The sequence below is a fragment of the Phyllobacterium endophyticum genome (assembly GCF_003010935.1).
Taxonomy (GTDB): Bacteria; Pseudomonadota; Alphaproteobacteria; order Rhizobiales; family Rhizobiaceae; genus Phyllobacterium; species Phyllobacterium endophyticum.
In genome coordinates, this window is the sequence record NZ_PGGN01000002.1 from 1 (window position 1) to 20172 (window position 20172).

19 protein-coding genes, 1 pseudogene and 1 riboswitch are annotated in these 20172 nt (G+C 56.4%); of the genes and pseudogenes, 14 read left to right on the forward strand and 6 right to left on the reverse strand.

All coding sequences use genetic code 11. From position 1 onward, the window contains the following. Positions 1 to 301, reverse strand: a pseudogene (locus tag CU100_RS07880) (proline/glycine betaine ABC transporter permease); the annotation flags it as partial. 127 nt (positions 302 to 428) lie between these two features. After that, the gene (locus CU100_RS07885) at positions 429 to 1430 is read right to left on the reverse strand and encodes an ABC transporter substrate-binding protein (RefSeq protein ID WP_106716067.1); all 1002 of its coding nucleotides are present in this window, start codon (positions 1428 to 1430) and stop codon (positions 429 to 431) included. Positions 1431 to 1958: 528 nt separating this feature from the next. Between CU100_RS07885 and CU100_RS26785 the strand changes: the two genes are divergently transcribed. Further along, positions 1959 to 2096, forward strand: a complete 138-nt coding sequence (locus CU100_RS26785; protein WP_170113773.1) for a hypothetical protein — start codon at positions 1959 to 1961, stop codon at positions 2094 to 2096. 277 nt (positions 2097 to 2373) lie between these two features. Here CU100_RS26785 and mmsB read toward each other — a convergent pair whose 3' ends face one another. Then, complete coding sequence (gene mmsB, locus CU100_RS07890) at positions 2374 to 3264, reverse strand: 3-hydroxyisobutyrate dehydrogenase (protein ID WP_106716068.1); 891 nt, start codon at positions 3262 to 3264, stop codon at positions 2374 to 2376. A gap of 27 nt (positions 3265 to 3291) precedes the next feature. Beyond that, entirely contained in the window at positions 3292 to 4458 is a 1167-nt protein-coding gene (locus tag CU100_RS07895; protein ID WP_106716069.1) for an isobutyryl-CoA dehydrogenase, read from the reverse strand. Between the two features lie 108 nt (positions 4459 to 4566). On the opposite strand from CU100_RS07895, the gene CU100_RS07900 reads away from it, so the two are divergent. The 10 genes from CU100_RS07900 (at position 4567) to cobM (ending at position 15039) form a co-directional block, all read left to right on the forward strand. After that, positions 4567 to 6030, forward strand: a complete 1464-nt coding sequence (locus tag CU100_RS07900; RefSeq protein WP_106716070.1) for a cobyric acid synthase — start codon at positions 4567 to 4569, stop codon at positions 6028 to 6030. A 55-nt stretch (positions 6031 to 6085) separates the two neighbouring features. After that, positions 6086 to 6321, forward strand: a riboswitch (cobalamin riboswitch). 49 nt (positions 6322 to 6370) lie between these two features. Next, on the forward strand, positions 6371 to 6550 hold the full coding sequence (locus CU100_RS07905; protein ID WP_106716071.1) for a CbtB domain-containing protein: 180 nt from the start codon (positions 6371 to 6373) through the stop codon (positions 6548 to 6550). A 124-nt stretch (positions 6551 to 6674) separates the two neighbouring features. Further along, on the forward strand, positions 6675 to 7376 hold the full coding sequence (locus tag CU100_RS07910) for a CbtA family protein (RefSeq protein WP_106716072.1): 702 nt from the start codon (positions 6675 to 6677) through the stop codon (positions 7374 to 7376). Further along, positions 7376 to 7900 (forward strand): bifunctional adenosylcobinamide kinase/adenosylcobinamide-phosphate guanylyltransferase, encoded by a 525-nt coding sequence (gene cobU / locus CU100_RS07915; RefSeq protein ID WP_106716073.1) that lies wholly within the window; start codon positions 7376 to 7378, stop codon positions 7898 to 7900. Before CU100_RS07910 ends, cobU begins: the two co-directional genes overlap by 1 nt. 4 nt (positions 7901 to 7904) lie before the next feature. Beyond that, positions 7905 to 8957, forward strand: a complete 1053-nt coding sequence (gene cobW / locus CU100_RS07920; RefSeq protein WP_106716074.1) for a cobalamin biosynthesis protein CobW — start codon at positions 7905 to 7907, stop codon at positions 8955 to 8957. An 11-nt stretch (positions 8958 to 8968) separates the two neighbouring features. Then, the gene (cobN, locus tag CU100_RS07925; RefSeq protein WP_106716075.1) at positions 8969 to 12697 is read left to right on the forward strand and encodes a cobaltochelatase subunit CobN; all 3729 of its coding nucleotides are present in this window, start codon (positions 8969 to 8971) and stop codon (positions 12695 to 12697) included. Between the two features lie 26 nt (positions 12698 to 12723). After that, the gene (gene cobO, locus CU100_RS07930) at positions 12724 to 13362 is read left to right on the forward strand and encodes a cob(I)yrinic acid a,c-diamide adenosyltransferase (RefSeq protein ID WP_106716076.1); all 639 of its coding nucleotides are present in this window, start codon (positions 12724 to 12726) and stop codon (positions 13360 to 13362) included. A 91-nt stretch (positions 13363 to 13453) separates the two neighbouring features. Continuing rightward, the gene (locus tag CU100_RS07935) at positions 13454 to 13882 is read left to right on the forward strand and encodes a tellurite resistance TerB family protein (protein ID WP_106716077.1); all 429 of its coding nucleotides are present in this window, start codon (positions 13454 to 13456) and stop codon (positions 13880 to 13882) included. After that, positions 13882 to 14274 carry a cobalamin biosynthesis protein gene (locus CU100_RS07940; protein WP_106716078.1) on the forward strand — a complete coding sequence of 131 codons (393 nt, stop codon included), beginning with the start codon at positions 13882 to 13884 and terminating at the stop codon, positions 14272 to 14274. The genes CU100_RS07935 and CU100_RS07940 overlap by 1 nt, the downstream gene beginning before the upstream one ends. Before the next feature lie 3 nt (positions 14275 to 14277). Continuing rightward, positions 14278 to 15039, forward strand: coding sequence for a precorrin-4 C(11)-methyltransferase (gene cobM, locus CU100_RS07945; protein WP_106716079.1), 762 nt, complete (start codon positions 14278 to 14280; stop codon positions 15037 to 15039). Here the strand turns inward: cobM and CU100_RS07950 are convergent. Next, positions 15031 to 15783, reverse strand: coding sequence for a cobalt-precorrin-6A reductase (locus CU100_RS07950; protein ID WP_210280557.1), 753 nt, complete (start codon positions 15781 to 15783; stop codon positions 15031 to 15033). The genes cobM and CU100_RS07950 overlap by 9 nt on opposite strands. Then, the gene (locus CU100_RS07955; protein WP_106717159.1) at positions 15770 to 16885 is read right to left on the reverse strand and encodes a cobalt-precorrin-5B (C(1))-methyltransferase; all 1116 of its coding nucleotides are present in this window, start codon (positions 16883 to 16885) and stop codon (positions 15770 to 15772) included. The genes CU100_RS07950 and CU100_RS07955 overlap by 14 nt, the downstream gene beginning before the upstream one ends. A gap of 107 nt (positions 16886 to 16992) precedes the next feature. Here CU100_RS07955 and cobA point away from each other — a divergent pair, with 107 nt between their 5' ends. Genes cobA through cobD form a run of 3 tightly spaced genes read left to right on the forward strand, consistent with a single transcriptional unit; the run spans position 16993 to position 20143 of the window. Next, entirely contained in the window at positions 16993 to 17832 is an 840-nt protein-coding gene (gene cobA, locus CU100_RS07960; RefSeq protein WP_106716080.1) for a uroporphyrinogen-III C-methyltransferase, read from the forward strand. Then, positions 17829 to 19127, forward strand: a complete 1299-nt coding sequence (locus CU100_RS07965) for a cobyrinate a,c-diamide synthase (RefSeq protein ID WP_106716081.1) — start codon at positions 17829 to 17831, stop codon at positions 19125 to 19127. The genes cobA and CU100_RS07965 overlap by 4 nt, the downstream gene beginning before the upstream one ends. After that, complete coding sequence (gene cobD / locus CU100_RS07970; RefSeq protein WP_106716082.1) at positions 19127 to 20143, forward strand: threonine-phosphate decarboxylase CobD; 1017 nt, start codon at positions 19127 to 19129, stop codon at positions 20141 to 20143. Before CU100_RS07965 ends, cobD begins: the two co-directional genes overlap by 1 nt. Positions 20144 to 20172: the final 29 nt, after the last annotated feature.

The following is a 20172-nucleotide window of genomic DNA, read 5'->3' on the forward strand; positions in this document are numbered from 1 at the left end:
TGGCATCGCTCCACATATCGAAATAACCGATCAGGAGGAGGGTCAGGATAGTCCCGCCCACGATCTTCCAATTGCGACTGGCAATCCATGCAATCCCGCCAATGAGTACGATCATCACTGGCCATGGGGTTGTCGTCATAAAGCGTTCTGCTTGAATGAGGAAATATTGCAGGGGCTGAAAAAACGACTCGATGACATCGCCGTATTGACGGGTGAAAGCCTTGAAACCCTCATCCATCGCCTTTTTCAGGTTGCGCAACGTCTCGTCGTTCATATTTGGAAACGAGTAAAACCATTCCATTTATCGATGCCCCTTCCATGATCATCCAGGCGCGACGCTCTTGAATGACTGAAGCGGTTGAACATGATGGGCGTTCAACCTATCAAAAGTGAGATACGGCGAAGCCGAGCTTCGCCGTATCCGACACTTATTGTACGGCTGCCTTGACTTTTTCTGCGGCTTCCGGAGAAACCCACTTTGTCCAAGCGGCTTCATTGTTCTTGAGGTAATATTTGGCGCCATCTTCGCCCGTCGCCTGATTGTCGACCATCCAGGCGAGCAACTTGTTGAACTCTTCAGTCGAGAGTTGCCGCTTTTTCAGATAGTCGAACGCCGGGCCAGAGGAGTCAGCAAATTTCTTGGTAACAACCGTGTAAATATCGGACTTTGCCCAACCATTTGGCTTAGGATCCGGGCAGTCGGCAACGACGGTGCATCGTTTCCATTCAGCTTCGTCGAACGGTACGCCATTGTCGAGTTTGACCATGGGGTATTTGCCGAGGATCGCAGTCGGTCCCCAATAATAGCCCAGCCATGGTTCCTTGCGCTCGTAAGCCTTGGCGATCGAGCCATCGAGACCGGCTGCCGAACCTGTATCGACAAGAGTAAAGCCGTTTTTGTCGCCGCCATAGGCCTTGTAGAAGTTGGTGGTCGTGATTTGGCACGCCCAGCCAGACGGGCAGTTGTAGACTGCGCCTTTCTTGGGGTCTTCAGGAGCGGGAAACAGTTCCGGATGCTTCATGGCATCTGCTATGGTCTTGATGTCGGGATGCTCATCAGCAAAGTATTTTGGTATCCACCAGCTTTCTGTGCCGCCTTCGGTGATCGCAGGGGCCGCATAGACGAGCTTGCCTTCGTTGACTGCTTTTTCAAGCTGATCGCGTACAGTGTTAAGCCAACCCTCCGGAGCGATGTCCGGCTGCCCTTTTTCGATCATGGATGTAAAGGTCGGAACTGTGTCGCCAGCGACCAGTTCTGCGTCACAGCCATAGCCTTCCGTGAGGATAAGCTTGTCCAAATTCGCCAAAGCCTCGGCCGACGGCCAGTTCATGTTGGCGATTGTAACAGTTCCACAGTCTGCGGCCGAAGCCGATCCGGCATAACCGAAAAGGCCAGCGGCCAATATAGTTGAAGCGAGTAGCTTCTTCATGTTCTTTAACTCCCACTCTTTGACAGTTCACCCAAATACGAATTCTAACTTGGTACTGTCCTACCCAGTCGTTCGCTTATGTGCCATTTGGCATCCTTATCCCGGCAGAATGCAATGCTTTCTTTGAATAAATGCGGTGCATCGCGACAAGGCCTGTCGATATAACGACGCCGGGAGAATGAATGCGGTGCCTCAATCCTTTCCTTGCCCATAAAGCCATCGTAACAAACGAAGAGACAAAAGATCAACGCTTTAGTCCATGAGCAATTCAATTGATAACCGCGGTTTCGCTTCCCTGCGAGACGCTTGCCGCCCAAGGCGATGGGCGTTTCCGTTAGCGTCATAGGGTCAGTTCACGGCAAGCGCCTAAGATATCCAAGGCAGGTAAGCATTTCCAATATGGGTGTTATGCAAAATTGCTGGTGGCAATACCGCAAATGCGACATGCTGTGGCGAATTTTCTTGATCAAACTTTAGGCAAGAAGCGCATTTGGAGGGCAGCAACAGGTTTCTCTTCGAGGTGCAGAAATGCTCTATATTTTCAACCGCAACAATCGCGTTCATATTTCGTGGAATGCCACCGAAAAGCGCAATGCGCCGTCGAACAACGTCAAGAGCGGCATTGCGTCGGCTGTGTCTTTCATATGGACGCGTTCGGCCGGCTGACGTGGCAATCGATTTCGCAACCGCTGCCTTTTCAGGCGGCGGTTTTTCTTTGCGTCAAGAAGTCTGGCGTTGATAAGTACCATGCGGGCCGTCCGGAATTGACAGCGCGTCTTCGCAATTGAATGGGATTAGATTCAGCTCCGGTACGCAGTACCTGATCCGGAGCAGGTGAGCAGTCTGCTCACCCCCTAGAGTTTTATCCGGATATCGTTACTGCGAGGTTAGCAAGAGCTTAAGCAAACGTGAATTGCAGGTCTTTTATGAAGTTGCTCCAGGTTCAGTTTTCGCGCCTCGAATCCCGCAAGAAATTGATGATCCCCGAAAAATCAGTACCTTCGTTGCCAGCGGCACCGAACGCCTCATAGAGGTCTTTGGCGTGGGCGCCGAGCGGGGTCGCTGCACCTACACTTCTTGCAGCTTCCTGCGATAATTCAAGGTCCTTCAACATCAGCGCTGCGGCGAAACCTGGCTTATAGGCATTATTGGCGGGAGAAGCTGCAACCGGGCCAGGTACCGGGCAATATGTTGTCAGGGACCAGCATTGTCCGGACGAGGTCGAGGCTACGTCGAAAAGCGCCTGGTGCGACAGGCCAAGCTTCTCCGCGAGTGTGAAGGCTTCGCTTACGCCGATCATGGAGATGCCGAGAATCATATTATTGCAAATCTTGGCGGCTTGGCCATTGCCGGGCTCACCGCAATGAACGATGCGACCCGCCATGGGATCAAGAATGGGTTCCGCCTTGGTGAATGCCTCCGCGCTACCTCCGACCATGAAGGTGAGTGTTCCTGCCGCCGCCCCGCCAATGCCGCCCGAAACCGGCGCATCGACGGAGAGCAAACCATTCGCCTGAGCGATTTCGTGAGCTTTTCGTGCCGAGGCTACATCGATCGTCGACGAATCGATGAAAAGCGCTCCTTTTCGAGCACTCGCTGCAATCGATTCATAGACCGACAACACGTGCTTTCCGGCAGGCAGCATTGTGATGACAATGCCGGCATCAGCGACCGCCGCTTCTGCACTGTCCTTCACCTCGACGCCGTTGGCTCGAGCAGTTTCAAGATTTTCGGGCAGAAGATCAACGCCGAGCACTTTGTGTCCGGCCCTGACTAGATTGGCTGCCATGGGATTTCCCATATGGCCGAGACCGATAAAGGCGATTGTCGTCATCGCGGCGTTCCTCCTGATAAATTAGTTTCAGTTGCCAATCATATGCCTGGCGATGATGACCCGCATTATTTCGTTCGTACCTTCCAGTATCTGGTGAACGCGCAGGTCTCGCACTATCTTCTCGATGCCATAATCGTGCAGATAGCCATAGCCGCCATGAATCTGCAAAGCGTCGTTGGCGACATCGAAGCCCACGTCGGTTACAAAGCGCTTGGCCATAGCAGACCATTTCGACGCGTCATGAGCCTTGCAATCAAGCTTGGACGCAGCGGAGTAGAGCAGCATGCGTGCGGCGGAAAGTTCGGTCTCCATATCCGCAAGCTTGAACTGCAACGCCTGGAACTGGTTGATTGCCTTGCCGAAGGCACGGCGCTCGGCGGCATAAGCCACGGCCTTGTCGAGCGCCGACTGCGCGCCCCCGAGTGAGCAGGCCGCAATATTAAGTCGGCCGCCGTCGAGACCACCCATGGCGATCCTGAATCCGTCGCCTTCGTCGCCAAGCCTGTTCTCAACCGGAACCCTGCAATTATCGAAGATGACTTGCCTCGTGGACTGGGCGTTCCAGCCCATCTTGAATTCGTTGGCGCCGAACGACAGGCCGGGCGCGTCCTTCGGAATCACAAGCGCGGAAATGCCCTTGGGCCCATCCTCGCCGGTTCTGACCATAGTCACGTAAATATCAGAGTCGCCGGCACCTGAAATGAACTGCTTGGCGCCGTTGAGCACATATTCGTTGCCGTCGCGCACTGCTCGTGTTTTCAGCGCCGCGGCATCGGAGCCCGAATTTGGTTCGGTCAGGCAATAGCTTGCGAGCCATTCCATAGCTGTCAGCCTCGGTACGAAGCGACGGCGCTGCTCCTCATTGCCGAAAAGGTCGATCATCCACGTTCCCATGTTGTGGATCGAGATGAATGCGGAGAATGCGGGACACGCCGCCGAGAGGGCCTCGAAAATCAGGACTGCATCCAGCCTCTTCAGCCCCGAGCCGCCCACGTCTTCGCGCACATAGATGCCGCCCAGACCAAGCGGACCGGTCTCGCGAATTACGTCAGCTGGAAAGAACTTCTCGCGATCCCAGATCAGTGCATTGGGCGCAACCCGATCGGCAGCAAACGCGCTCGCCAACTCCTGGATCGCCAGCTGCTCTTCATTGAGTTCGAACCGGCCCGACGCCGAATCCACGAGCGTGTCCATGCTAACCTCCCGATATTCTTATCACCCGCCACTCTATCTCAAGCACCAGGGTGCGCAACGCCTCCGGTGGGGCTTGGAAGAGAAAGACATATCCGCTAACACCAGCCCATGACGCGCGCAATCATGTTGCAGGGAACAGGCTCAGATGTTGGGAAATCCGTGCTGGTAGCCGGACTTTGCCGCCTGGCACGCAATCGCGGATTGGAAGTACGACCTTTCAAACCACAAAATATGTCCAACAATGCTGCGGTTAGCGACGATGGAGGCGAGATCGGACGTGCCCAGTGGCTACAGGCGCTCGCATGTCGCATTCCGTCGTCCGTGCATATGAACCCGGTACTTTTGAAACCGCAGTCGGAAACCGGCAGTCAGATCATCGTGCAGGGCAAGGTCTGGGGGCAGGCGAGGGGGCGCGACTATCAAAAGCTTAAGGAGCAACTCCTCGATGCTGTGATGGAGTCGTGGGATATCGTATGCAATGGCGCCGATCTGGTCATCGTTGAAGGCGCAGGCTCGCCGGCGGAAATCAACCTGCGTGCGGGTGACATCGCCAATATGGGCTTCGCCAGGAAAGCCGGCGTCCCCGTAGTTCTGGTCGGAGACATAGACCGGGGCGGTGTCATAGCGTCGATTGTTGGCACTCATGCCATTCTGGAGCCGGAGGATCGCGACATGATCATAGGCTTCATCATCAACAAGTTTCGCGGCGATATTTCGCTCTTCGATGATGGCTTGAAATCTATAACCAAGTTCACCGGTTGGCCGTCGTATGGTGTCGTTCCGTGGCTAAAGGATGCTTCCAGATTGCCTGCCGAAGACTCGGTTGCTCTGGAGCGGCTCGTCAAGGGCCAGCGGCGGAGGGCATTGAAAATTGCCGTGCCTATACTGGACCGGATTGCAAACTTTGATGATTTCGACCCGCTGATGGCCGAGCCGCAGGTGGAATTGGTCATGGTGCGCAGTGGCGAGCGTCTGCCCGCCGATGCCGGCCTGGTGATCATTCCGGGCTCGAAGTCGACGATCAGCGATCTTTTGCGCTTCCGCGAAAATGGTTGGGACCGCGACTTGGATATGCACAGGCGGCGGGGCGGTCATATCATCGGAATCTGTGGAGGTTATCAGATGCTGGGGCGCTCGGTGCGCGATCCCGATGGAATTGAAGGGAGCCTGACAGAGATAGACGGCCTAGGCTATCTCGATATCGATACCGTAATGAAACCGGGAAAAACCGTTCGCAATGTCGAGGCACATTCATTGCAATTCGATCTATCCTTGAAGGGATACGAGATACATCTGGGACATACGACGGGACCGGATTGTGAACGCCCCGCCGTGCGTATCAATGGAGTTGACGATGGCGCAATCTCGGCGGACGGCAAGATTTTCGGCACTTATATGCATGGTCTGTTTGGCGACGATGCTTTCCGCGCGGCCTTGCTAAACTCGATGGGCGTCGAAGCCGATGCGCTGGACTATCACGGGGGGGTCGATGCGGCGCTGGATTCGATCGCAGCGCAGCTGGCGGAAGAGCTGAATATTGAAGCGCTGTTGGGGATGGGCGCGCGACGGTGAAGCCGAGACCTGGTCGGCGTCACAGTTTCGTTTGACATTTCCTGACGTCGGATGAATAACGTCAATCATGATTGGTTCCCGATATCGGCCAAAGGCCAAGGGATCAAAAGGGAATGCGACGGCCGTACCCATCAGGGCAGCCTAACCGCAGCCGACCCCGCGACTGTAGAGCGGTGAGGGTCAATGTCTGAGCCGGAGGCGAAAGCTGACGGCAGCCACTGGGGAACCGGGAAGGCGGCATTGATCTTGTGACCCGCGAGCCAGGAGACCTGCCAGTCATAGGGCAATTGTGCCCAAAACCGAAGGGGATTGTCCCTTCTGGCCCTGCACGGAGGTTGTTATGGCTGCTGCACGTACTTCGACTACGATTTCTCTCCCGCTCGCTTCGCGTCTGACGACAGCGGTTTTTTCGCTCATGCTTGGCGCCTTCATCGTTTATGGCGTCGGTCTTTCGCATTCCGAAACGATGCATGACACAGCCCATGACACCCGCCATTCATATGGATTTCCCTGCCATTGAGATTTTTCACTAGCTGAATATACGATTCAGCCAAGCGCTCTTTCGCATAGAAAAATTACAATTGTTTGGTCCGGGACCTGGTTGGGTGCCCGGCGTCTCGTTTTAGGGATCGGGAGTGAGTTCCATGTTGGTTAGGTATCTTTTGGCCACGATCGTGGCTGGATTGTTTGCCGGTATTCTGTTGACCCCGGCCATGTACGTGCGGACCGTACCGCTTATCCTCCACGCGGAAGAATATGAAAATGCAGGAGGACATGAGCACAGCCATGACGCTGCTGCCGCCGCAGTGCCGCATGAGCACGAGGAGGAGGCCAGCCCGGCACTTCCCTTCGGGCGTCTCGGTAATACACTGCTGATCAACCTCGTCGCAGGTGCCGGCTTTGCGCTCATGACAGGCGCTGCTGCTCTTTTCCTTGGCCGTAGGATCACGCTGCAGAACGGCATCTATTGGGGCCTTGCCGGGTTCTTCATTTTCAATCTTGCGCCCGCCTTCAGCCTTGCCCCGGAATTGCCGGCAATGCCTGCGGCCGACTTGGCTGCAAGGCAGGCCTGGTGGTTGGTCACAGTGGTGTTGTCAGCAGGCGGTGTTTATCTCATCGTGCTTCGAAATGAGATATGGGCGAGAATTGCGGGTGTTTTGCTGATCGTTGCGCCGCATGTCTATGGTGCGCCACAAGCGCAGAATTTGAACTCCGCCGTGCCGGCGACGCTGGCTTCCGAATTTGCAGTGTCGACGCTCGCGACCAACCTGTTCTTTTGGATCGTGCTGGGGACGGCGCTGGGCTGGGCCATTCAGCAGTATGCGCAATCGGAGCTTGATGCCTGATGCAACTGGAACGACGCGGCGCAACATTTGTTCTTGGCGGCGCGCGCTCCGGTAAATCCGCCTTTGCCGAGGGTTTGATCGAAGCGTCGGCAATGGATGCGGTCTACCTCGCCACCGGCAGGGCGTGGGACAACGAAATGTCAGCGCGCATTGCCCAGCATAAGGAGCGTCGCGGCGCGAAATGGACAACCATCGAGGAACCGCTCGATCTAGTCGGCGCATTGCAGAAAGAATGCTCTGACACAAAAGCGGTTCTTGTCGATTGCCTGACGCTGTGGCTCACGAACCTGATGATGGCGGAGCGGGATATCGAAACTGAAACAGCGCGGCTTTTGGCTGCGATGATAGAGATGAAGGGCGCCGTGGTGCTGGTCTCAAATGAGGTTGGCCTTGGCATTGTGCCGGAAAACCGCATGGCTCGCGCGTTTCGCGACCACGCGGGCCGGCTTCATCAAGGTGTGGCAGCGGCTGCGGCAACAGTTTATTTCGTGGCAGCAGGGCTGCCGATCAAAATGAAGGGATAACATCATGCAGGGCCAAAAGATTCCGGCTACCGTCATTACCGGCTTTCTCGGTTCGGGCAAGACGACGATGATCCGCAACCTGCTCGAAAACGCGAATGGCAAGCGTATTGCGCTGATCATCAACGAATTTGGCGATCTCGGCGTCGACGGCAATCTGCTTAAGGGCTGCGGCATTGAAGCCTGCCGCGACGAGGATATGATCGAGCTGAACAATGGCTGCATCTGTTGCACTGTGGCCGACGATTTCATCCCAACCATGACCAAGCTTCTGGATCGGCCGGACCGTTTCGATCATATCGTAATTGAAACGTCGGGCCTCGCGTTGCCGCAGCCGCTAGTCGCGGCTTTCAACTGGCCCGAGATCAAGACGCAGGTAACGGTCGATGGAGTGGTTACGGTCATCGATGCGGCGGCTGTTTCAGAAGGGCGTTTTGCCGATGACCATGACAAAGTGGATGCGCAACGCGAGCAGGACGAATCGCTTGATCATGACAGTCCGTTGGAAGAGCTGTTCGAAGACCAGATTCGCGCTGCTGATCTGATTGTGCTGAACAAGACTGACCTGATTAGCGGGAATCAACTCGACAATGTGAAAAGCGACGTCCAAAGCCGGTCATTACGCCCACTCAACATCGTTGCGGCAAGTTACGGCAAGCTCAGCAACGAACTGCTACTCGGGCTCGGCATCGGCACCGAGGAAGACATTGCCAACCGTCAATCGCACCATGAAATGGAACATGCGGCCGGTGAGGAGCACGACCACGACGAGTTCGAGAGCTTTGTCGTGGGACTTGGCCCGGTGGCCGAGCCGAAATCATTCGTTGAAAAGCTCAAAGCAGTGATTGCTGATCACGACGTCCTGCGGCTCAAGGGCTTCGTCGATGTTCCCGGCAAGCCCATGCGTCTTGTGATTCAGGCCGTTGGCTCGCGTATCGAGCATTATTTCGACCGAAGCTGGAACCCCGACGAAGAGCGTCAGACGCGGCTCGTCGTGATTGGTTTGCACGATATCGATGCGGCGGCCATCTCAACCGCAATGAACGCTGCCGCGGCCTGATAGGAAACTGAATGCATCTCCTGCTTGCCCAGAAAGGCACGATCGCTGAGGGCACCGAGGCTATAGACCTCGGCCAGACGCCGGGAGATGTGCTTTTTCTTTCCGCTGCCGATACGGAACTGGCAAGCCTGGCTTCTGCCCGGCGACAGAGCGATGCCCACTCGTTGCGCCTCGCCAATATGATGGCGTTGGCGCATCCCATGTCAGTCGATGCCTATGTCGAGCGTACGGCGCGTCATGCCAAGCTTATTGTGGTGCGGATTATCGGCGGCGAAAGCTACTGGCCTTATGGGCTGGAAGCGCTGCATGCGTGCGCCATCAACCACAAGATACAACTAGCGGTGCTGCCAGGTGACGATAAACCGGACCCGGGGCTGGACCGGTTTTCCACGGTTTCGCGGCAGGATCGGGATGCGCTCTGGCACTATCTGCTTGAGGGCGGGCCGCAAAATGCCTCGCGGTTTCTGGATTATTGCTACGCGCTGATCGACGGCGAGGACAAGCCGCCAGAAGCCGCGCCGCTTTTAAAAGCAGGGTTGTGGTGGCCCGATATTGCAGTGCCTTCGCTTGAGGAGGTGCGGGGATTTTGGAACGAGGGATCGTCAGTTGTTGCGATCTGTTTTTATCGCGCGCTGGTACAAAGCGGCCAGACACAGCCTGTCGAAGCTCTGGTCGATGCGCTGAGAGCCAAGGGCCTCAATCCCTTGCCGGTGTTCGTCTCCAGCTTGAAAGACCCCGTATCAGTGGCAACATTGGAGGACATATTCGGTGATGCCCGGCCTTGTGTCGTCCTCAATGCAACCGGGTTTGCGGTTTCCGCGCCGGGTGCCGCGCGCAAAGCCACCGTGCTTGAGCATGATGGGGCGATCGTGTTGCAGGTAATTTTTTCCGGATCGACCGCCGAGCAGTGGCGCGACTCAGATCAAGGTCTTTCTGCACGCGATCTGGCAATGAATGTGGCACTGCCCGAGGTAGACGGCCGGGTGCTATCGCGGGCCGTTTCGTTCAAATCAGCACGCCGCTACGACGAGGCGGTGGAGGCTAATATCGTCACGCATGAACCCTTGGCCGATCGCGTTGAGTTCGTGGCGGCGCTGGCAGCGAACTGGGCGCGACTTCGTGAAGCAAAGTCGACGGCACGGCGCATCGTTCTCATCATGGCGAATTATCCCAACCGTGATGGCAGGCTGGGTAACGGCGTAGGGCTGGATACACCAGCAGGCACCTGGCAGATACTGAACTCCATGCGTGAAAAGGGCTATCCAGTTGCTGACGTTCCCGCACATGGCGACGCACTGATCAACCATCTGATGGCGGGGCCGACAAACGCTGCGAGCGATGGACGGGAAATACGCGAAACCATTTCCTTGAATCAATACAGGAGCTTCTTCGAGAAACTTCCGCAGATGATTCAAGCGGCGGTCGTATCGCGCTGGGGCGAACCTGACGCGGACCCGTACTTCATGAAGCAGGCTGAGACGTTCGCTTTGCCGCTGGCGCGATTTGGCGGGACGCTGGTCGGCATTCAGCCAGCGCGAGGCTACAACATCGATCCGAAAGAGACATACCATTCACCGGGTCTCGTGCCGTCGCACGGATACCTCGCTTTTTATGCCTATCTCCGTGAAGTCTATGATGCTCATGCCATTGTGCATGTCGGCAAGCACGGTAATCTTGAATGGCTGCCGGGCAAATCGCTGGCGCTTTCGGAAAACTGCTATCCGGAAGCCGTGCTTGGGCCGCTACCGCACATCTATCCGTTCATCGTCAATGATCCGGGCGAAGGCACGCAGGCAAAGCGGCGTTCATCCGCAGTCATTATCGATCACCTGACGCCACCGCTGACTCGCGCCGAGAGCTATGGTCCGCTGAAGGATCTTGAGGCGCTCGTGGATGAATATTATGAGGCGTCAGGTGTCGATCCGCGTCGCCTCGCGCGGTTGAAGATTCAAATCCTCGATCTTGTGAGAGACATCGGGCTCGACAGCGATGCAGGTATTCATGACCATGATGCTGATGACCTCGCCTTGCAAAAGCTCGACGCCTATCTGTGCGATCTTAAAGAAATGCAGATTCGCGACGGCCTGCACATTTTCGGGCGCTCGCCGGAAGGGCGCCTGCTGACCGATCTTGTGGTGGCGCTGGCGCGCGTGCCGCGTGGAGCCGGACATGGGGCCGATCAAAGCCTGCAGCGAGCCATCGCGCTTGACCTGGGGCTCGAGGGGTTCGATCCGCTTGATTGCGAGATGGCGAAACCATGGTTCAGTCCGCGCCCTGATATCCTGCAAGCGATTTCGGATGATCCATGGCGTAGCGCGGGCGATACGGTGGAGCGCGTCGAGCTACTGGCGGCAAAACTTGTTGCCGGGGAGATCGATTGCCCCGAAGGCTGGTTCGCCACGGCCATGGTCCTGGCGGGCATCCGATCTAGTCTGCAGCCCGCCGTTGCCATGTGCGGTGATGCCGAGATGAATGCTTTTCTCACTGCCTTGGATGGTCGTTTCGTTGCGCCGGGTCCTTCGGGTGCGCCGACGCGCGGCAGGCCGGACGTGCTGCCGACCGGGCGCAACTTCTTTTCCGTCGATACGCGCGCTGTTCCGACGCCTGCTGCCTGGGAACTCGGCCAGAAATCCGCCGAGCTTCTGATCCGCCGCTACACGCAGGACCATGGAGAGTGGCCGACGTCATTCGGTCTCACTGCCTGGGGTACGTCCAACATGCGAACGGGCGGCGACGATATTGCACAGGCGCTGGCGCTGATCGGCGTCAAACCAGTGTGGGACATGGCATCACGCCGGGTCACCGGGTACGAAATAATATCAACGGCAATGCTGGGTCGCCCGCGCGTCGACGTAACGTTGCGCATTTCAGGCTTCTTCCGCGATGCGTTTCCGGATCAGATCGCGCTGTTCGATACGGCCGTGCGATCTGTTGGTGAACTCGAAGAGGATGAGCAGGATAACCCTATTGCCGCACGCATGCGCATTGAACAAGCGCGGCTCATTGCGGAAGGCACCGGCGAGAAGCTGGCCAAGCAGAGGGCCGGATTCCGCGTGTTCGGCTCCAAGCCGGGAGCGTATGGTGCCGGATTGCAAGCACTCATGGACGAAAACGACTGGACGAAGCGCGATGATCTCGCTGAAGCGTGGCTTGTATGGGGTGGCTATGCCTATGGCGCGGGAATCGAGGGCAATGCCGAGCGCGGCTTGCTGGAAGAGCGACTTCGCACGGTAAATGCAGTGGTCCAGAACCAAGACAACCGTGAGCACGATCTCTTGGATTCCGACGATTACTATCAATTCGAGGGCGGAATGTCGGCGGCGATTGAAACGCTCTCCGGAACGCGCCCAACAATTTATCACAATGACCATTCGCGTCCGGAAAAGCCAGTCATCCGTACGCTTGAAGAAGAGATCGCTCGCACCGTGCGGGGGCGCGTAACGAATCCGAAATGGATCGCCGGTGTGATGCGTCATGGTTATAAAGGTGCATTCGAAATGGCGGCAACTGTGGACTATCTCTTTGCCTTCGCCGCGACAACGGGTGCAGTCGGCAATCACCATTTCGAAGCTGTCTATCAGGCGTTCCTCCTAGACGAGGACGTGCGTAATTTTTTGGCGGAGAAAAACCCGCACGCGCTGCGTGACATTGCAGGAAAGCTGGAAGAAGCCGTTGCGCGAGATTTCTGGACGCCGCGTTCGAATTCGGCGCGGTATGAACTCAGCAAGCTTGCTGCTTGATTTTATGATTCCGAAGGAGAGGCCAAATGGCTGAAAAGTCACAGAAACTGCAGAATTTGACCGAAGCGGAAATCAATGAGCGGCACGCGGATAAAATGCGCAAGAAGAAGGCGGTGCGCGACAAGATTCTAGCTACCAAGACAGACGAAAAGGGTCTCGTGATCGTTAACACAGGCAAGGGCAAGGGAAAATCCACAGCCGGGTTCGGCGTTGTATTCCGGGCGCTGGGCCATGGTATGAAGATTGGCGTGGTTCAATTCGTCAAGGGATCATGGGATACGGGCGAGCGGTGGGTTCTGGAGAAATTCCCGGAGCAGGTGACCATTTCCGCCATGGGCGAGGGATTCACCTGGGAAACGCAGGACCGTGCCCGCGATATTGCGATGGCGCGCAATGCCTGGGAACAGGCGAAAGCAATGATATTGGATGACGAGACTGAACTCGTTCTATGCGATGAGCTAAACATTGCGCTGCGGTACGATTATCTGCCCGTCGACGAGATCGTCGAAGTCCTGAGGCAGAAGCCGCACATGAAGCATGTTATCATTACCGGGCGCAACGCAAAGGAGGAACTCATCGAGTTTGCCGATCTGGTTACAGAGATGGAGATGATAAAACACCCCTTCCGCTCGGGTATCAAAGCCCAAAGGGGCATCGAATTCTAATTTTACGAATCGACATGCAATCCCGAGCGTTTCGCTCTTGAATTCCATTGTCCGTGCTGCGAACAATCAAAGAGGACAGGCTGGGGGTAATATGAGCGAAAGTATCTTTGACCGAATTAGTGCATATCTCGGAACCAAGAGTGCGGTGCAGAAGGTCGCCGACGATCCGGTCCTGACGGCCGAGCTTCTCCTGTTGCTGCACGTTGCCTTGGCAGACGGCAAGACCGAGAAGAAGGAATATGCGGCGATTATTCGCATTGCCGCGAATGATTTTGGAATTTCACCTGACGAGTTTGCGGAGGTGGCTGACTACCTGAAGGATTTCGGCTACGAGACGACAAGTTCCCAAGCGGCACTTGCCTTTGCAGACGTGGCATTTGACCGGAAAGTTCAATTGTTGCGCCATCTTTTAGCAATCGCCAACGCCGACGACGAACTGGACGCGAAGGAAGCCAACCTGATCCGCAAGACGGCAGATCTCCTCGGTGTGACGCCGGAAGAACTGCATAAACCACACTGATGGCACAGCCGGTTTATGCGTTGGGCCTTGGTTGTGAACGCGGATGCGAACCCTTGGAATTGCTAAAGCTTGCCACGAAAGTTTTGACCGATGCGGGGATTGCTGCAAGCGACCTGACGGGAATTTATTCAATCGACCAGCGGCGGCATGAACCGGCAATGATCGCAGTTTCCGAAAAGCTTGCGTTGCCTTTGGTTTGTTATAGCGCGGCAGTTCTTGAAAAACAGACACCGCGTCTGCTCAATCCTTCGAAGGCGGTCTTTGCGCTAGTCGGATGTCACGGTGTTGCTGAAGCAGCGGCGCTTTCCGCTGCAGGTCCGCGGGGATCTCTGGTGGCCGGAAAAACAAAGTCGGCGCATGCAACGGCAGCGCTGGCAATCACGAAGAGATAAGCAATGAAGGTTCATTTCATCGGAGCTGGCCCGGGAGCCGCCGACCTCATCACAGTTCGCGGATTGAAGCTGATTCAGTCCAGCCCTGTATGCTTGTACGCAGGATCACTGGTCCCCGCGGAGATGGTCGCGGAAGTGCCCGACGGCGCGCGGGTCGTAGATACCTCATCGCTTACACTCGACGAAATCGTTGCAGAGTACGAACGCGCGAAAGCGGAGGGCAAGGATGTGGCCAGGGTGCACTCCGGCGATCCATCAATATATGGTGCGGTAGCAGAACAGATGCGCCGTCTGGACGCTCTTGGCATCGACTACGACGTCACGCCTGGTGTTCCGGCATTCGCTGCCGCCGCTGCGGCCTTGAAGAAGGAACTGACTGTTCCCGAAGTGTGCCAGACTATCATTCTGACGCGCACCTCGATGAAGTCTTCGTCCATGCCGGAGGGCGAGGATCTGGCAACGCTGGGTAAATCGGGAGCGACGTTGGTCATCCACCTTTCGATCCGTAACCTGGCACATATCGAAACAGAACTCGGCCCACTTTACGGGGCCGACTGTCCGGTAATTGTTGCCTATCGGGTGGGCTGGCCAGACGAACAGTTCATCCATGGCACACTCGAAGACATCGCTGGCAAGGTGAAGGATTCAGGTCTGAGCCGGACTGCCATGATCTTTGTTGGACGTGGTTTGTCTGCCGGAGCCTTTCGTGATTCCGCCCTGTACCATAAGGATCACACACATTCACTTCGGTCAAAGTCAAGGTAGACTGATCGCCTCGTCGACAAAAGCCAATACGCTTTCGACATCCGGCAATACATGCGCCTCACGGCGAGCGGGGCGATCAATCATGATGATCGGGACGCCGAGATCACGTGCCGCCTTGATCTTGGTGTAGGATGCAGAGCCACCGGAATTGCGACAGATGATATGAGTAATGCGTTTTCCAGTGAGAAATGCGACTTCATCTTCGGTTTTGCCGGGCCTGGACAGCTCCAGTTCGAAGTCGACAAGGTCTAGTGGCACTTCCGGTGGATCAATCATCCGCACGACGAAATGCACGTCGCCCCGACGCGAGAATGGTGCAATATGCTGGCGTCCAAGTGCAAGCAGCACGCGAGCTCTTGGCGGGATGGCAGACACGGCCTCTTCAAGCGAGGATACGATCGACCATTTGTCGCCAGGTTTAGGATGCCACGCCGGGCGGTCCAGCCGAACGAAGAGAATTCCGGTCGAAGCTGCTGCAAGAATGGCGTTGTCGGAGATCTGCATTGCGAAGGGGTGTGTCGCGTCGATAAGCAACGACACGTCCTGGCTCGCGATGTAGGCGATGAGACCTCTTGCGCCACCAAAGCCGCCGATACGCACTTCACCTTCGAGCTTTGCTGGATTGCGAGTTCGGCCGGCGAGCGACGAGATAACGCGATAGTTTCTGGCAATGAGCTGAGATGCCAGTCTCGAAGCCTCCGCGGTGCCACCGAGAATGAGGATCGGTCGATCAGACACGAGCAAGAATATTGCCCTTGCGATCGGTGACGATCACTTCTACGTCGACCGGTGCCCCTTTGAGTGTCGCCAGCGCCGTTTCACGTGCTTTAGCGGCTATTGGACCGGCAAGGTCAATACCCAGACCTTGAGTCAATTCAAGTACTTCCTGCGCCGTATTGGCATTCAGAATCTGGTTCCTCACGGTGGGAGCAAGCCCCTGTTTCTCCGCTTCGTCTGCAAGGAAAGTCATGCTCACCTGACTGCGTCCGGAGTGAAGATCGAGAGCGCCTTGCGCCAGTTTGGTCAGTTTGGCGAAGCCACCGGCAATCGTCAGGCGATCGATCGGGTGAACCCGCAAATACTTAAGCAGGCCTCCGGCAAAATCCCCCATGTCCAGAAGTGCGATCTCAGGCAATCCGTAGATGCTCTGTGCTGCATCCTCGGAGGTAGAACCCGTGGCAGCCAACACATGCTTGAGGCCAGCAGCGCGCGATACGTCAATGCCGCGATGAATCGAGTGAATCCAGGCAGCGCAGGAAAAGGGATGGACGATGCCAGTGGTGCCGAGGATGGAGATGCCGCCGACTATGCCTAAACGGGGATTCCATGTTCGCTTTGCGATCTCCTCACCGTCGGGAACGGAAATCGTAATGACGAGGTCGGCCGGTAGATCATATTGGGCGCAGATTTCCTCGCAGATTCGGGTCATCATCTCGCGAGGTACGGGATTGATGGCAGCTTGACCGGGAAGAACTGGGAGGCCCGGCAGCGTAACGGTGCCGACGCCTTCGCCTGCAACAAACTGGATGCCGCTTCCCGGCGGCGCAGGGAACACGGTCGAGATTATGGTGGCACCATGTGTAACATCGGGATCATCGCCAGCATCTTTGACAATACCCGCCATGGCGTAGCCGTCGCCGATCGATTCGATTGCGAGCTGAAAGTGCGGAACTTCACCTTTCGGCAGAATGATAGCGACGGGATCGGGGAACTCGCCGGTGATCAACGCCATCAACGCAGCTTTAGTTGCGGCGGTCGCGCACGCGCCCGTCGTCCAGCCGCGGCGCAGCGGTCGCTCGCTTGTCTCTTCAGGCTTCCGCAGTCCGCCATCTGGTTCGTCGTTCATGTGCATCTTATAGACCAGGTTCTGCGGCCGTTGCATGATTTTTCGGACAAGTTCATGTTTGTGGCCCGAAAAATTGTGCTATGCGCAGTATACCGCCGGGGTAGACGATGAGTGCGATGAAGCCGAAGCTGCCAATATTAGAAGCCGGACATGTCTGGCTAGTGGGTGCAGGGCCGGGTGACCCTGGCCTTTTGACTCTCCATGCCGTCAATGCACTCGAACAAGCAGAAGTCATTGTCTACGATGCTCTGGTAAACGAGGATTGTCTGTCGTTTGCCAGTCCGTCAGCTACCTTCGAGTATGCTGGCAAGCGCGGCGGCAAGCCGTCTTCACAACAGCGAGATATTTCACTGAGGCTGGTGGAACTGGCGCGATCCGGCAAGCGTGTACTTCGCCTGAAGGGCGGCGACCCTTTTGTTTTCGGACGAGGTGGTGAGGAAGCACTCACGCTGGTTGAGCACAAGGTGCCATTCCGGATTGTTCCCGGCATTACAGCCGGTATCGGTGGCCTTGCATATGCAGGCATCCCCGTCACTCACCGCGAAACAAACCAAAGTGTGACCTTTCTGACCGGACACGACGCCACGGGTCTAATTCCCGATTCGATGGACTGGAAAAGTATTGCCAAAGGCTCTTCAGTCATCGTCATGTACATGGCGATGAAGCATATTGACATCATTGCTTCGCGTCTGATCGATGCGGGTCGTTCCCGGGACGAACCCGTCGCCTTTGTCTGCAATGCCACGACCGGGAAGCAAAGCGTATTGGAAACCACGCTGGAAAATGCCAAGGCTGACGTGCAGCGGGCCGGCCTTCAACCTCCCGCCATCGTCGTAGTAGGGCAAGTCGTTCGCCTGCGTGCCGCTCTCGACTGGCTGGGTGCGGTTGAGGGACGTGTACTCACGCGAGATCCTCTTGGAACCCGCCATGAAAAGGATGCGGGATGAAAGGCTTGATTATCGCCGCTCCGTCTTCGGGGAGTGGCAAGACGACGGTGACGTTGGGGCTTTTACGTGCGCTGCGAAATATCGGCGTAGAGATTGCGCCGGCAAAGGCAGGACCCGATTACATCGACCCCGCCTATCACGCTGTGGCGAGTGGCGCTCCTTGCGTCAATCTTGATCCTTGGGCCATGCGGCCTGATTTGATCAGTGCTTTGGCCGCGCGCCATGTCGAGGGCGACAAGATGTTGGTTGTTGAAGGTATGATGGGCCTTTTCGATGGTGCCAGCGATGGGCGAGGATCCGCCGCCGATCTCGCGGCACATCTGTCATTACCAGTTTTACTGGTAGTCGATTGCGCTCGCCAGTCGCATTCGATCGCCGCTCTCGTCAGTGGTTTTCGGGATTTTCGCCGTGATGTGATGATCGCTGGTCTCATATTGAACAGGGTTGGCAGTCCGAAACACGAGGCCATGTTGCGGTCGGCCTTGGAGACTGTGGGAATCCCGGTTATCGGCTGCTTGTATCGCGACGAAAAACTTCAGTTGCCGGAACGTCATCTTGGACTGGTTCAGGCCGGCGAGCATATCGACCTGGAATCTTTCATCAACCAAGCAGGCCGGATCGTTGAGGAAAGGATCAATCTTGAGCGCATACGGCAGATGGCAGATGGCTATGGTACGGCGGCGTCGATGGCCAATGTGTCCCGCATTCCGCCGCTTGGGCAAAGGATCGCCGTTGCCCGCGATAACGCTTTTGCATTTTCCTATTGGCATCTTCTCGATGGCTGGCGGCGACGGGGCGCAGAAATAACATACTTCTCTCCGCTCGCGGATGAAGCTCCGTCCGGGCACAGCGATGCGATATACCTGCCAGGCGGCTATCCCGAACTTTACGCTGCACGTCTTTCAAGTTCAGGTAAATTCGCAGCCGGCATGAAGTCGGCGGCCGCCAATAATGTTCAAATTTACGGGGAATGCGGCGGCTATATGGTGCTTGGCGAGAGTATCGAAGATGCCTCGGGTATGGTGCATCCGATGCTTGGACTACTGCCTGTTGAAACCAGCTTCGCCAAGAGGAAGATGCATCTCGGCTATCGTCGTCTCGAGCCGCTCGCTGCCGCTCCTTTTCCGTCGGAGCTGACCGGTCATGAATTTCACTATGCAAGCATCGTTCGTGAGGGCGCCTGCGCGCGCCTCTTTCGTGTTCGCGACGCGCTGGGGGAAGACCTGGGTGAAGCCGGTCTCCGGGTTGGATCAGTTAGCGGTTCATATATGCACATAGTTGATCTGGCAGGATGATGCGTATCGAGCACGGTGGCGCGCTCGATCGCGCTATTGAACGTTTTGGCGGAACACCGGGTGACTGGATCGACCTTTCAACGGGTATCAATCCGGAGACCTTTCCTCTGCCGCCATTCAAAGAAGAGACATGGAACCGATTGCCGGACGAGAAACTATTGAGGTCAGCGATCGACGGCGCCCGAGAATACTATGGGGCCGGGCATCTGGCGGGTATCGTCCCGGCACCGGGTACCCAGTCTCTCATCCAGCTGCTCCCTCATATTCTAGGGGCCAAAGGCGAAGTCGCGATTCTCGGTCCAACCTATCAGGAACACGGTGCATCATTCCTTGATGCTGGCTGGCGACTTTCAAACTGTACGAACATAGATGAGGTTGCGCCATCCGCGAAGGTTGTCATCATCGTCAATCCAAATAACCCCGACGGCAGGATTATTCCGAAGGAACCGTTGCTGGACCTCGCCAGAAGGATGGCGGGCAGGAGCGGCGTTCTTATCGTCGACGAAGCCTTCGCAGATGCGCATCCCGAAGTGAGCATCGCCACCCACTCAGGTATGAGCGGTTTGATCGTTCTCAGATCCTTCGGCAAATTCTTTGGACTCGGAGGACTCCGCCTGGGCTTTGCATTGACAACGGGCGAGATTGCACAAGTACTCAGCCGCCGACTTGGTCCATGGGCAGTTTCAGGCCCCGCACTAGCGATCGCCGCGCATGCGTTTTCCGCTAAAGACGATCTTGCAAATTTTTCAGAGCGTCTGGAAGCCCGGCGCAAATTGCTAAAGCTTGTGCTTGCCCAATCCGGCCTCGTAGAAGTTGGCGGGACAGCGCTGTTTTCGTTGGTGGAGTTTGCTCGGGCAGAGCAACTGCAGCAGGCGCTTTGCACACAACATGTATTGACGAGAAAATTCGAATACGCGCCACAATGGTTGCGTTTTGGTCTGCCAGTGGATGAGATCGCAGCTCAACGGTTGCAGAAGCGCCTCGTTCGAGCTTTGGGTGTAGTAGGCGGCTGCTGATATTCTGATTCAACAGGGTCAAATTGTCC